The 12,889-nt window shown below is 52.2% G+C and carries 11 protein-coding genes and 1 pseudogene; 6 read left to right on the forward strand and 6 right to left on the reverse strand.

Annotation, left to right across the window (positions count from 1 at the left end; translation table 11 throughout):
- Window positions 1-88: 88 nt before the first annotated feature.
- Window positions 89-532 carry a DUF4826 family protein gene (locus ABYK60_RS14545; protein ID WP_372872743.1) on the reverse strand — a complete coding sequence of 148 codons (444 nt, stop codon included), beginning with the start codon at window positions 530-532 and terminating at the stop codon, window positions 89-91.
- A gap of 251 nt (window positions 533-783) precedes the next feature.
- Here ABYK60_RS14545 and ABYK60_RS14550 point away from each other — a divergent pair, with 251 nt between their 5' ends.
- Complete coding sequence (locus ABYK60_RS14550; RefSeq protein ID WP_372872744.1) at window positions 784-1,818, forward strand: Glu/Leu/Phe/Val dehydrogenase dimerization domain-containing protein; 1,035 nt, start codon at window positions 784-786, stop codon at window positions 1,816-1,818.
- 214 nt (window positions 1,819-2,032) lie between these two features.
- On the forward strand, window positions 2,033-2,380 hold the full coding sequence (locus tag ABYK60_RS14555) for a hypothetical protein (RefSeq protein WP_372872745.1): 348 nt from the start codon (window positions 2,033-2,035) through the stop codon (window positions 2,378-2,380).
- A 110-nt stretch (window positions 2,381-2,490) separates the two neighbouring features.
- Here ABYK60_RS14555 and ABYK60_RS14560 read toward each other — a convergent pair whose 3' ends face one another.
- The 4 genes from ABYK60_RS14560 to ppsA all read right to left on the reverse strand — a co-directional run bounded on the left by ABYK60_RS14560 (window position 2,491) and on the right by ppsA (window position 9,068).
- Entirely contained in the window at window positions 2,491-2,904 is a 414-nt protein-coding gene (locus ABYK60_RS14560) for a MarR family winged helix-turn-helix transcriptional regulator (RefSeq protein WP_372872746.1), read from the reverse strand.
- Between the two features lie 104 nt (window positions 2,905-3,008).
- Entirely contained in the window at window positions 3,009-3,467 is a 459-nt protein-coding gene (locus tag ABYK60_RS14565; protein WP_372872747.1) for a DUF1285 domain-containing protein, read from the reverse strand.
- Window positions 3,468-3,515: 48 nt separating this feature from the next.
- The gene (locus ABYK60_RS14570; protein WP_372872748.1) at window positions 3,516-6,539 is read right to left on the reverse strand and encodes an FAD-binding and (Fe-S)-binding domain-containing protein; all 3,024 of its coding nucleotides are present in this window, start codon (window positions 6,537-6,539) and stop codon (window positions 3,516-3,518) included.
- 159 nt (window positions 6,540-6,698) lie between these two features.
- Window positions 6,699-9,068, reverse strand: coding sequence for a phosphoenolpyruvate synthase (gene ppsA, locus ABYK60_RS14575; RefSeq protein WP_240590500.1), 2,370 nt, complete (start codon window positions 9,066-9,068; stop codon window positions 6,699-6,701).
- 124 nt (window positions 9,069-9,192) lie between these two features.
- On the opposite strand from ppsA, the gene ABYK60_RS14580 reads away from it, so the two are divergent.
- The 4 genes from ABYK60_RS14580 (at window position 9,193) to ABYK60_RS14595 (ending at window position 12,708) form a co-directional block, all read left to right on the forward strand.
- On the forward strand, window positions 9,193-10,005 hold the full coding sequence (locus ABYK60_RS14580) for a pyruvate, water dikinase regulatory protein (protein ID WP_372872749.1): 813 nt from the start codon (window positions 9,193-9,195) through the stop codon (window positions 10,003-10,005).
- Window positions 10,006-10,155: 150 nt separating this feature from the next.
- Window positions 10,156-11,217: a 3-deoxy-7-phosphoheptulonate synthase gene (locus tag ABYK60_RS14585; protein ID WP_372872750.1), complete on the forward strand. Its 1,062-nt coding sequence runs from the start codon at window positions 10,156-10,158 to the stop codon at window positions 11,215-11,217.
- A 196-nt stretch (window positions 11,218-11,413) separates the two neighbouring features.
- A complete protein-coding gene (locus ABYK60_RS14590) occupies window positions 11,414-11,839 on the forward strand; it encodes an acyl-CoA thioesterase (RefSeq protein WP_372872751.1) in 426 nt (141 codons plus the stop codon).
- A gap of 206 nt (window positions 11,840-12,045) precedes the next feature.
- Window positions 12,046-12,708 (forward strand): response regulator, encoded by a 663-nt coding sequence (locus ABYK60_RS14595; protein WP_372872753.1) that lies wholly within the window; start codon window positions 12,046-12,048, stop codon window positions 12,706-12,708.
- Window positions 12,709-12,807: 99 nt separating this feature from the next.
- Here ABYK60_RS14595 and ABYK60_RS14600 read toward each other — a convergent pair.
- A pseudogene (locus ABYK60_RS14600) lies at window positions 12,808-12,889 on the reverse strand (IS200/IS605 family transposase); the annotation flags it as partial.

A 12,889-nucleotide genomic window follows, 5' to 3' on the forward strand; every position in this document is an offset into this window, starting at 1 on the left:
AGCTAAACGGCCAGTCCCTGAGACTTAACTGATATAGAAAAGGCACCGGATTAGGTGCCTTTTTTGTGTCAGGTTGTCATAATTCGACTTAACCCCAGAGCTTTTCATCCTGCTGGATTTGATACAAGCTCTGTGCACGGGCAATGAGCAGGTTGGCAAATTTGGCCTGTGTCGGATCTTTTACCGCACCGGATTGAATAAGGTTTTCCGCCTTAAGCTGCCACATCATTGAGAAATGGCGCAAAGCTTCACGGGCTGTTTTGGCAACTTTTACATCTACATAATCACTTGGCAGATCGCCTGACACCACCCAAAACGTTTGTTTGGCAGGCTTCTGCGCCTCCATTTTCCACACTGCGACATAGGGGGCCAGATAGCGGCTCTGATCAACCAGTACCTTGCCGGGCAAAATGCCTTTTTCAGCCAAAAAACGGTTGGCCTTCTGAAACTGGGTACGCACCCACTCCTGACGCAGCGCTTCGGGATCCTGTGCTGCGGTTTCCACTTGGGGTTCCTGGGTTTGTTCAGTCATACTTCATTCCTATCTTATTGTTATACAGTGCAAATAAACGCCGACAACGGGATTTGTAATGGGGCATTGATGGGTCGAGACTGCCACAACTTTACGTTGACGTAAAGTGGAAAGCAAAATTGCCACGGCTGTCACAAATATTACACTTACGGCCTTTGTTGAGATTATCCCTAAATGCTATGGTTTCGCAATAAATATAACGACCGCAGGCCTCCTGCGGCTTTTAATGAGCAATCCGGAGATCCTCTAACGTGGCTGTATTCAATCATGTATCTTTTGACGAGCATGAACAGGTAGTCTTCTGTCATGACAAGGAAAGCGGCCTGAAGGCCATTATCGCTGTTCACAACACCAACCTTGGACCAGCCGTAGGTGGTTGCCGCATGTGGAACTACCAGTCCGATGACGAGGCTCTGACCGATGTGTTGAGACTCTCCCGCGGTATGACCTATAAAAATGCCCTTGCCGGTCTGACCATGGGCGGCGGCAAGTCAGTGATCATCGCCGATCCCAAAACCCAGGACCGAGAAGCACTGTTCCGCGCCTTCGGCCGTTTTATCAATACCCTGGGTGGCAAATACTATTCAGCTGAAGACGTGGGTACCACCACCGCCGATATCATGATTGCCCATCAGGAAACCCCTTATATGGCCGGTCTGGAAGGCAAGAGTGGCGATCCATCTCCCTTTACCGCACTGGGCACCTATTTGGGTATCAAAGCCGCGGTTAAGCATCAGCGCGGCCTGGATACACTCAAAGGGTTGAAAATTTCAGTTCAGGGCGTTGGCCATGTAGGTTACTACCTGTGTAAACATCTGCATGAAGAAGGCGCCGAGCTTATCGTTACCGACATTCACCAGCCATCACTTGATAAGGTTGCCAGCGAATTTGGTGCCACTGTCGTTGCACCGCAGGATATCTATTCGCAAGATGTGGATGTATACGCCCCCTGCGCACTGGGTGCGACCATCAACGATGCTACCCTGCCACTGCTCAAGGCAAAGATTGTGGCGGGCTGTGCCAATAACCAGCTGGCCGAGCCACGCCACGGTCAACTGCTGAAAGACATGGGTATTCTCTATGCTCCTGACTATGTGATCAACGCCGGTGGCATCATTAACGTGTCGTTTGAAAATAATTACGACGCCGCAATGTCCACAGCCAAGGTCGAAAAAATTTACGATACCCTGCTGACCATCTTCACCGCAGCGGATGCACAGAATCGCACCACAGGTGAAATCGCCGACAAGATGGCGCGCGCCATTATCGACGCCGCCGCCAAATAAGCTTAGCGCACGGTCACTTAGGGGAAACCAGTCTGGTTTCCCCTTTTTTGTGAGTAAATCTCCGCCCAATCCCGGCGAAAATCTTTTGCCAATCTATTTTTATCTGTCCATCAGAGGGATAGAAAATTGTCATCCATTTTTACGATATCCTCGCTGGCGAACCCTCTCATCCTTTGCTTGACTTAGACACTCCCCCAGACAGCAGGAGCCCTTCATGGTCTGTTTCAAATACAGTCTGAATCAGGATGCAGTGGAATTGCAGGCAAGCAACTGGAATGGCATTGAGCGCGTGTTTGTTAATGGTGAAATGGTTTCAAGCAAGCTGAATTTTGCTGGCAAAAGCGAGCACACAGTTGCACTGAAAGACGGACACAGAGCCAAATTGCAATTACTGATAGACCCTCAGACTGAGGAGGTCATGTGCCGTATCTACAAAAAAGGAGTGCTTATTGCCAGTCTTAAACAGGGTAAAGATAACTTGGAACACGCCAAATCGATGATGTGGCAACTTCTGCTGATGCTCTGCTTGAGTGGCGGCCTGCTGCTGACACTGACAAACTGAGACGCCCGGGAGATATATAGCCACCCATGACTGAACAAGGCCGGCAAATGCCGGCCTTGTTCATTACGAATTTTGTGATGCCAGTCTGAGGCGCTGGCTGTTTCTTGTGGTTAGATCCGGTTTATCTTATTCAGCAGCTTCATCAGCAATGCCTGCTCTTCTCCATCCAGCTCGGCCATAAACTTCTCATTCACCCGCTCTGCCTCGCAAATCAAATCCTGCTCAAGCGCCTTGGCCTCGTCAGTAAGAAATATCTGGAATGCGCGGCGGTTATCAGCCTCCTGATGACGGGTGATAAGCCCCTGCACCTGCAACTGATCAAGCAGGCGGGTCATGGTGTAGTTGGCCACGTCACAGCGGCGTGACAGCTCAGTCTGGGTAATACCCTCCTCTTGCCAAAGTGCAAACAGCACCGGCCAGAGTTTAATATCCAGCTGATAACGTCTGAGGCGTTGGTCCAGCTCATTGGCAATGGCCACATTGAGATGGGACACCAAATAACCAAGACTTTCCTGACGATTCAAACAGCACCTCCCGTCATCCAGGCAAGAGCCAGGTTCCCCCGGCTGCTTCCTTTAATACTACCATCTTAAACGCAATAAACTAGGATGGTTCAGGAAATTCAAAGTCAGTTGTCTATCAGTAATTCGGCAAAACGGTAAAAACAGGCGCGACCCATGCAGGCGCTGAGGTCATTTTCAAGTGCAATCAACACCCCATCCTCTGCCAGCTGGATATCGCTTTTATTGACCAGATATTCATCTCCAAGGGTTGAACTCAACCGGTAGCCACCCTCGGTAGACTCAAAATCGACGATAACCACAGGCGTGTGGTCCACAGCCACCCTCACCCGCTCCACCGGCGTCACCAGCGCCCAGTGCTCACCATCACGCCTGAGCACCGACATAAACAGCCTGGCAAACTTCTGTGGCAGAGCCTCACCCATGTAATGCCACTGGCCATGGGTATCTATGCTGAAAAGCGGCTGCTCACTGCAAAGCGCCGGCACGGCCTGTGTACGACTGCCTTTAAGGCTGGAGAGCGCCGCCGATACCTGCTCAGGGTTTTCATTATCTTTGGAATTCATATTTTCACAGCCCCTATAGCAAAAAGGCCCCGAAGGGCCTTGGCAAGATCAGATAAGCTCCAGCAGCGCTTCCAGCGGATGCTTGGGTCTGAAGCCTGAGAAGCGCTTCACCTGGGAGCGGCAGGAATACCCAGACACCAGAATCTCAGCTTTAGATGTGCCCTCAATGCCCTCTTTCCAGGACATATCATACAGCTTTTGCGAACGTTCGAGGTTATCCAGCTCGTGGCCATAGGTGCCTGCCATGCCGCAACAGCCAAGGTTTTTGACCTTCAGCGTGGCACCAAATTTGGCAAACACAGCACTCCATTCTTTGGCGGTGCCCGGCTTGGCGGTGGACTCGGTGCAGTGGCTGAACCAAGTGTACTCGCGGCCGGAGGACTCACGCTGCGGCAACGCCTCAAGCACCTCCATCAACCACTCGTTGGCGAGCTTGATGTTAAAGTCACCGCGATCTTTACCGAGCGCCACCTTGTACTCATCACGGTACACCAGCACCATGGCAGGATCCACGCCTACCATGGGCATACCCAGTTTGCCAAGCTGATTGAAAAATGCCGCCGCAGAACCCGCCGTGGCGGCAAACTTATCGAGGAAACCCTTAATATGAGCAGGCTTGCCGTTTGGCTTAAATGGCAGCAGCACTGGCTTAAAGCCAAGCTTCTCAATCAGCTTCACGAAGTGATACACCAGGCCTGCATCATAGAAGCTGTTGAAGGGGTCCTGAGCCACCAACACGTAACGGCTGCGCTCGGCTGCCGGAATACGTTTCAGTGACTCAAGGTCATACCCCAGGCTTTGATGGCTCTCAAGCCTTTGGGTCAGGGTTGGCACCGACAGTTTAGGCGCATCCACATAGCCGATGGCTTTCTTGATAACCCACTGGGACACAGTGTTTTGCGACAGCGCATTCACCAGCTTCGGCGCTTTAGCCATCAAAGGCAGCGCATCTTCGATACCAGCCACCAGATAGTCTTTAGGCGGACGCAGATAACGCTGATAGTAGATGTTGAAGAACTGGGCGCGGAACTTGGGCACATCCACCTTAACAGGGCACTGCCCGGAGCAGGCCTTGCAGGCAAGGCAGCCTTTCAAGGACTCCATCACCTCGTGGGAATAGTCGTACTCTTCCTTGGCTTTTAAGGTATTTTGAGCCCGCTGAAGCAGCCCAAGGGGCTTGGATTTGGCAAGCTGCTCCACATCCACGCCTTCGGCTTCAAGTAACCTTAACCATTCGCGCATCAGCGATGAGCGGCCCTTCGGAGATTGGATACGGTCACCGGTCGCCTTGAATGAAGGACACATGGGTGAATAGGCCGAGTAGTTAAAGCACAGGCCATTACCATTGCAGTTCATCACATCCGGGAAGGCTTCGCGCACATTAAGGGGTATTTGCCGGTCGAAACTGCCACGCTTGGCACTGTCGACATCGTAGTAAAGCGGCCCTTTGTCCCGTGGGGCCACCAACTTGCCCGGGTTTAAGCGATTGTCCGGATCAAACCAGCCCTTGATGTCCTGCAGCACGCCGTAAAGCTCATCACCAAACACCGCCGGACCATATTCACCGCGAACGCCCTTGCCGTGCTCGCCCCACATCAGGCCGCCATATTTAAGCGTCAGCGCCGCCACTTCATCGGAAATGGTGCGTAAGAGCTGTTCATCAAGGGGATCGCACATATCCAGCGCCGGACGTACGTGCAGCACACCTGCATCCACGTGGCCAAACATGCCGTATTGCAGCTTGTGGCCATCGAGCAGTGCTCGAAACTCCATAATAAAGTCGGCGAGCTTCTCAGGCGGTACGGCTGTGTCCTCGGCAAAGGCAATAGGTTTGCGGCTGCCTTTGGCGGCGCCCAAGAGACCCACGGCCTTTTTGCGCATGGCGTAGATTTTCTCGATGCTGCCCTTATCGTGAGTGCTCTGAAAGCCCACCACGCCGCACTCGCCGTTTTCGATTTGCTGAGCAAGCACAGCTTCGAGCGCCGCCAGTTTGGCGTTTACCTCGGCTTCATCACCGGCAAACTCCACCATATTGAGTCCATCGATATGTTTGCCTGGCACCTCCTGAATGAGTTCACTCACCGAGTGCCAGACGATATCTTCACGGGCAAGGCCAAGCACCTTGGAGTCGACGGTTTCCACGACTGTGGCATTGGCAGCCACCAGCGATGGTGCGTGACGCAGCGCCGACTCGAAGGAGTCGTATTTGATATTCACCATGGCGCGCTGCTTGGGCAGCGGCGTGAGATTCACCTTAGCTTCGGTGATAACGGCCAGGGTGCCTTCGGAGCCGGTAAGAATGCGGCTTAAATCGAACTGACTGAGCTTATCGTCCCACACGTGCTCCAAATCGTAACCGGTGAGGAAACGGTTTAAGCGTGGAAAACGGGTTTTCACCAGCTCGCGCTTGTCGCGGCACACGGCGGATATATTGGCAATCAGCTTACCGGCAAGACCGGTGCTGTCCACCGCATCCAGGCTTGCTGCCGCCATCGGGGCTGAATCCAGCACAGAGCCATCGATAAGCACGCTCTTGAGGCCAAGCACATGATCTGAGGTTTTGCCGTACACCAGCGAGCCTGCGCCCGAGGCGTCGGTGTTAATCATGCCGCCCAGGGTGGCGCGGTTGGAGGTCGACAAGTCCGGGCTGAAGAAAAAGCCATGGGGCCTTAAGGCATCGTTGAGGGCATCTTTCACCACACCTGCCTGCACCCGCGCCCAGCCTTCCTCGGCGTTGACTTCCAGCACCTTGTTCATATGGCGCGATAAATCGAGGATAAGACCGTGGGTCAGCGACTGACCATTGGTGCCGGTGCCGCCACCGCGGGCACTGAAAACCACCTCGCGGAACTCGTCTTGGGCGGCGAGTTGCATCACCCGCTGCACATCCAAGGTGCTCTTGGGATACAGCACCGCCTGGGGCAGAAACTGATACACGGAGTTGTCTGTGGCCTGCACTATGCGGGCGCTGTAACGGGTATCTATCTCGCCGTCAAAATCAGCGGCAAGCGCCTCGAGAAATGCAAGATAAACGGGTTCCAGAGTTTGCTGGTGAGAAAGCAGGGGTAACATGCACGGCGTCTGTGTTGTTGTTTTATGCGGGCATTATAAACAAAAAAAAGCCGCTAAAAAGCGGCTTTTGTTACACATCGGTAAAAAGGGGCGCCGCTGGCGCCGACCTTTTCAGAATGCGGCTATCTTTGTCCGGATTAACCCAGGGTTTTGCCCGGATTAACCGTGGGCCTCAGCCAGGTACAGCCAGGTATCGATGACTGTGTCAGGGTTCAGTGACACTGTATCAATGCCCTGCTCCACCAGCCAAGCGGCGAAGTCGGCGTGATCAGAAGGACCCTGACCACAAATACCCACGTAGGCGCCCTTGGCCTTGGCGGCCTTGATGGCCATGGCCAGCAGCGCCTTCACGGCTTCGTTACGCTCATCAAACAGGTGGCTGATGATGCCGGAGTCACGGTCCAGACCCAGAGTCAGCTGAGTCAGGTCGTTAGAGCCGATGGAGAAACCATCGAAGTGCTCCAGGAACTGCTCGGCCAACAGGGCGTTGGATGGCAGTTCGCACATCATGATAACCCGCAGGCCGTCTTTACCACGCTCCAGGCCCTGCTCTTTCAGGAGTTCAATCACCTGCTCGGCCTCACCCAGGGTGCGCACGAATGGGATCATGATTTCCACATTCTTCAGGCCCATGTCGTTGCGAACGCGCTTGATGGCTTCACATTCGAGGGCAAAACAGTCGCGGAACGACTCAGAGATATAACGGCTGGCACCGCGGAAGCCCAGCATTGGGTTCTCTTCTTCCGGCTCGTAGCGGTCACCGCCCACCAGGTTGGCGTACTCGTTTGACTTGAAGTCAGACATACGCACGATCACCTTCTTCGGATGGAAGGCGGCCGCGATGGTGGCGATACCTTCAACCAGACGGGCTACGTAGTACTCAACAGGCGAGTCGTAACCGGCGATCATCTCGTTGATTTCTTCCTGCAGGGCAGCTTCCTGCTGGTTGAATTCGAGCAGTGCCTTGGGGTGAATACCAATCATGCGGTTGATGATGAACTCAAGACGGGCCAGACCCACACCCTCGTTTGGCAGACGGGCGAAGTCGAAGGCGCGGTCAGGGTTACCCACGTTCATCATTATCTTCATTGGCAGATCGGGCATGGAATCCACGCGGCTGGAGATCACTTCGAACTCCTGCTTGCCATCGTAGATATAACCAGTGTCGCCTTCGGCGCAGGATACAGTCACCATCTGGCCGTTCTGGATACGGTCTGTCACATCACCACAACCCACTACGGCTGGCACGCCCAGTTCACGGGCGATAATGGCAGCGTGACAGGTACGACCGCCACGGTTGGTCACGATAGCGCTGGCGCGCTTCATGATAGGTTCCCAATCCGGGTCGGTCATGTCGGTAACCAGTACGTCACCTGGCTGGATTTTGTCCATTTCATCAATGGATTTCAGTACCTTGGCAACACCGCTGCCCACCTTGTGACCGATGGCACGGCCTTCGCTGATAACAGGGCCGCGGCTCTTTAAGTGATAACGTTCAATCAGCTGAACATCTTCACGTGAACGTACGGTTTCAGGACGGGCCTGAACTATGTACAGCTTGCCGTCGTTGCCATCTTTGGCCCACTCGATGTCCATTGGACGACCGTAGTGCTTCTCGATGATCATCGCCTGCTTGGCCAGTTCCATCACTTCAGCATCGCTGATGGAGAACTGACGACGGTTTTCAACCGCCACATCTTCAATTTTCACCTGCTTACCGTGTGAAAGATCGTCTGAGTAGACCATCTGGATAAGCTTGGAACCGATGTTGCGGCGAACCACGGCCTGATGGCCGGCGGTCAGGGTTGGCTTGTGAACATAAAATTCGTCAGGGTTTACCGCGCCCTGCACCACCATTTCACCGAGACCGTATGAAGAGGTCACGAATACCACGTCGTCGTTACCCGACTCAGTATCGATGGTGAACATCACACCAGAGGAAGCCATGTCGGAGCGCACCATGCGCTGCACACCGGCAGACAGCGCCACACCGCGGTGGTCGTAGCCCTGGTGAACACGATAAGAAATCGCGCGATCGTTGAACAGAGAGGCAAACACGTGCTTGATAGCCACCAGCACAGAGTCGTAACCTTTCACGTTCAGGAAGGTTTCCTGCTGACCGGCAAAAGAGGCATCAGGCATGTCTTCAGCGGTGGCAGAGGAACGTACGGCGAAGGATGCATCCTTGGTCTCGCCGCAGAGTTTGTCATAGGCCTCGTGGATGGCCTGTTCGAGTTCGGGTTGGAAGGGGGTCTCAATAACCCACTGTCTGATCTGTGCACCCACTTTCGCCAGTGCGTTAACATCGTCGACGTCCAGAGTGTCAAGAATGTCGTAAATCTTCTGGTTTACTCCGCTTTGCTCAAGAAACTCATTGAATGCATGAGCCGTGGTTGCAAAGCCACCGGGAACTTGAACACCTGCATTGGCCAGATTACTGATCATCTCACCAAGTGAAGCGTTCTTGCCGCCAACCTTGTTGACGTCGCCCATGCCCAATTCCTGATACCAGAGTACATATTGCTGCACAGTTCTATCTCCGCATGTTTATTTAGTTGGCCCCTTCACACCGGGGCAGCGGCATTTTACACTTCGGGGCAATAAGCGTAAATCTATAATTTTCTTTGTAATTTTATTACTACATGAGGTTGGTATGGCTCGTAAAGTTTTCTACATTTCCGACGGAACGGCGATCACGGCAGAAGTTTTTGGCCATGCTGTACTTTCACAATTTCCCATGGAATTTGAAGCGATTACCATTCCATTCGTGGAAACCAACACCAAAGCAGAAGCCGTAAAAAAGCAAATAAATGATAGTTTTATTACAACAGGAGAGCGTCCTCTGGTATTTCATTCCATCGTAAAGCCAGAGATCAGAGATGTTATCTATTCCAGTGAAGGCCTGGATTATGACTTTTTGAACACCTTCGTAGCGCCACTTGAGCAACAACTGGGCGTCAGCGCGGCGCCGGTGCTGCATCGCACCCACGGTAAAGCCAACCACAGCTATGAGGCCCGTATCGATGCCATTAATTTCGCCATGGAAAACGATGACGGCCAAACCTTAAAACACATGGATAAGGCAGATATTATTCTGTGCGGTGTATCCCGCTGCGGCAAAACCCCATCGAGCCTGTATCTGTCGATGCAGTTTGGTATTAAGGCGGCAAACTATCCTTTTACTGAGGATGACATGGACAACTTAAAGCTGCCTGAAGCGCTCAAGCGAAATAAAGGAAAAGTGTTCGGCCTGACCATAGATCCGGTGCGCCTGCAGGAAATCCGCCAGAGCCGGATGGAAAACAGTCGCTATTCGTCACTGCGCCAATGCCGCCTGGAAGTCAAAGAAGTGGAGATGCTGTTTAAAAAGGAACGGATCCCTTATATAGACACCACAAACCACTCGGTTGAAGAAATTGCCACCAAAATCCTCGATATGACTGGCATGGAACGTCACATGTTCTGAGTTTGGCCACTTGGTTCAATCAGATATAACTTAAATCAATTTCATTGCACGGTTGTCGATTTAATACACAATCGACACTGTGCAGCCCGTCACTATTGGTTATAATCCGGTTCAATCTGGCGATAAGCCCGCACCAAACCGGTATGTTGAATGACAATCAAGACTGACGAACTACGTACATCCCTTCTTTGTAAAGTAATTTCACCATCACAGCTGGCAGCAGAATACCCGCTTACCCAGGAAGCGGCAGACTACCTGGTTGCCCAGCGCCGTGAAGTGGAAGCCATTCTGACCGGTCAGGACCCGCGTCTTCTGGTGATAATAGGCCCCTGCTCCATTCACGATACCGAAGCCGCGCTGGAATATGCCGCACGCCTTGCCAAATTGCACCATGAACTGAAAGACGATTTATGCATCCTGATGCGGGTGTACTTCGAAAAGCCACGTACCATCGTTGGCTGGAAAGGCCTGATTTCCGACCCGGATCTGGATGGCAGTTTCAGTGCAAACAAAGGCCTGCGTATGGCCCGTCATCTGCTGCAGCAAATTACTGAGCTTAAACTGCCCATTGCCACCGAGTTTTTGGACATGGTGAACGGTCAGTACATTGCCGACCTCATTACATGGGGAGCCATCGGTGCCCGTACCACTGAAAGCCAAATCCACCGCGAAATGGCCTCAGCACTGTCTTGCCCCGTAGGCTTTAAAAACGGCACCGACGGCAATATTAACATTGCTGTGGATGCCGTGCGCGCCGCCAAGGTGCCGCACATATTCTATTCACCGGACAAAGACGGCCATATGTCGGTATACCGTACCCACGGTAACCCGTACGGCCACATTATTCTGCGTGGTGGCAAGAACCCCAATTATGCGCAGGAGCATGTACAGAAAGCCCATGAGCAGCTCAAAGCCACCGGCATAGACACTGGCATGGTGATTGACTTCTCCCACGGCAACAGCCAAAAGCAGCACAAAAAGCAATTGGAAGTTGCCGATAAAGTCATGGCACAGCTACGCGCCGGCTCCACCGCCATTGCTGGTATTATGGCGGAAAGCTTTATTGAGGAAGGGACTCAAAAAGTCATAGACGGCCAACCACTGTGTTATGGAAAATCCATTACCGACGCCTGTTTGAGTTGGCAGGACACTGAGCCTTTACTGCGAAATCTAGCCAGTGCAGCCAGGGCAAGACGAGAGCATTTAAAATAGCTCATCGCTGATATCATCAAACAAGCCTCCGTCAGGAGGCTTTTGCATTTTATGAATAGCAGCTGTTCACGGCCCCAATACGTACACTACAAGCGGTTGTACGCAAGACGCCCCCAATCCCATAGCAGCAACCGGGTGAACATCGTATACTGCGCGGCCATTTATCGACTTGTTTGCATAACCTCAAGGTTGCCGTATGCCACTTACCGATCCTCAGCCTCAATTTTCAGAAGCTATTGCACGCCGTATCGAAGCCTCTGAAGCCCGCGTCATCAAGGCGGTATTCCCGTCAAACACCAACCATCACAACACCCTGTTTGGGGGAGAAGCCCTGGCATGGATGGATGAGACCGCCTTTATTGCTGCCACCCGATTCTGCCGTAAAGCCTTGGTCACTGTGAGTTCCGATCGCATAGACTTCAACAAGTCGATTCCCGCCGGCAGCCTGGCTGAACTGGTTGCCAGAGTCATCCATGTTGGAAATACCAGTCTTAAAGTTGAAGTCAATATCTTCGTAGAAGACATGTATCAGGATAAGCGAGAGCACGCCATTCGCGGTGTATTCACCTTTGTCGCGGTGGATGAAAGCCGCAAACCAACCCAGGTATGGCCACCGGCTTAATCTGAGCCAGCAAGAAACCAACAGTGTGTGCACAGGAATAACTGAATGATTTCAACAATAAATCATTCAGTTATACTTTAGTCTAAGCTAAAGGAATTTATAAGAATTTAAAGCAGTTAAATAAAACAAAACCGTGGGATTATCCCTGTTTTTTCTGCTACATTGGTTCATTGCACATTCAAGAACAATAAGAACCCTGCAACATAATGAAGCTCGAGAATCTCAAGATCATCATTGCCGATGACCACCCACTGTTTCGTAATGCACTGAGGCAAGCCTTATCCAGTGCTTTTGCCGATACTCGTTGGTTTGAAGCCGACAGCGCCGATGCTTTGCAGCATGTATTGGACAAAGCTGATGTGGAATACGATCTGGTACTGCTCGATTTACAAATGCCCGGCTCACACGGTTATTCCACCCTTATTCATCTTCGCTCCCACTACCCAAATATCCCAGTTGTAGTAATTTCTGCCCACGAAGATGCGCAAACCATCAGCCGCGCGATCCATTATGGCAGTGCCGGTTTTATCCCCAAATCCGCTTCAATGGAAACCCTCACCGAAGCCATGAGTGCGGTACTTTACGGTGATATCTGGCTACCTTCCGGGGTTGAAATTATTAAGTTTGATGAGGATGGCACTGATCAAATGGCGGGTAAGCTGGCGGATCTCACCCCCCAGCAATACCGGGTATTGCAAATGTTTGCCGAGGGTCTGCTCAACAAACAAATCGCCTACGATTTGGGGGTGTCTGAAGCCACTATCAAGGCTCATGCCACAGCAATATTCAGAAAGCTTGGGGTGAGAAACCGCACCCAGGCAGTCATAGCCCTTAAACAGCTTGAAATGGATAAAGTGGATTTAGGTTAATACCGCTGAACTGACAGCTTAGAGACCTGTCCAAGTGCATGTAAATAATCCACCTTCTGAAGAAGGTGGCTTTGCGTTAACCCCCTAAAAGGGGGCCTTCTATTCCAGAGCAAGCTGAGCTTGCTCTTGCCTTTCCGCTTTCTCTTGATGTCTCACATATCGGCGAATTATCTCTTCGTTA

Source organism: Shewanella sp. (assembly GCF_041630135.1).
Lineage (GTDB): Bacteria > Pseudomonadota > Gammaproteobacteria > Enterobacterales > Shewanellaceae > Shewanella.

Excerpts from the sequence above, each read along its gene's own strand:
- ABYK60_RS14585 (WP_372872750.1), top strand. The coding sequence starts at position 10,156 with ATGACAATCAAGACTGACGAACTACGTACATCCCTTCTTTGTAAAGTA.
- ABYK60_RS14590 (WP_372872751.1), top strand. The coding sequence starts at position 11,414 with ATGCCACTTACCGATCCTCAGCCTCAATTTTCAGAAGCTATTGCACGC.
- ABYK60_RS14570 (WP_372872748.1), bottom strand. The coding sequence starts at position 6,539 with ATGTTACCCCTGCTTTCTCACCAGCAAACTCTGGAACCCGTTTATCTT.
- ABYK60_RS14545 (WP_372872743.1), bottom strand. The coding sequence starts at position 532 with ATGACTGAACAAACCCAGGAACCCCAAGTGGAAACCGCAGCACAGGAT.
- ABYK60_RS14555 (WP_372872745.1), top strand. The coding sequence starts at position 2,033 with ATGGTCTGTTTCAAATACAGTCTGAATCAGGATGCAGTGGAATTGCAG.
- ABYK60_RS14580 (WP_372872749.1), top strand. The coding sequence starts at position 9,193 with ATGGCTCGTAAAGTTTTCTACATTTCCGACGGAACGGCGATCACGGCA.
- ABYK60_RS14595 (WP_372872753.1), top strand. The coding sequence starts at position 12,046 with ATGAAGCTCGAGAATCTCAAGATCATCATTGCCGATGACCACCCACTG.
- ABYK60_RS14565 (WP_372872747.1), bottom strand. The coding sequence starts at position 3,467 with ATGAATTCCAAAGATAATGAAAACCCTGAGCAGGTATCGGCGGCGCTC.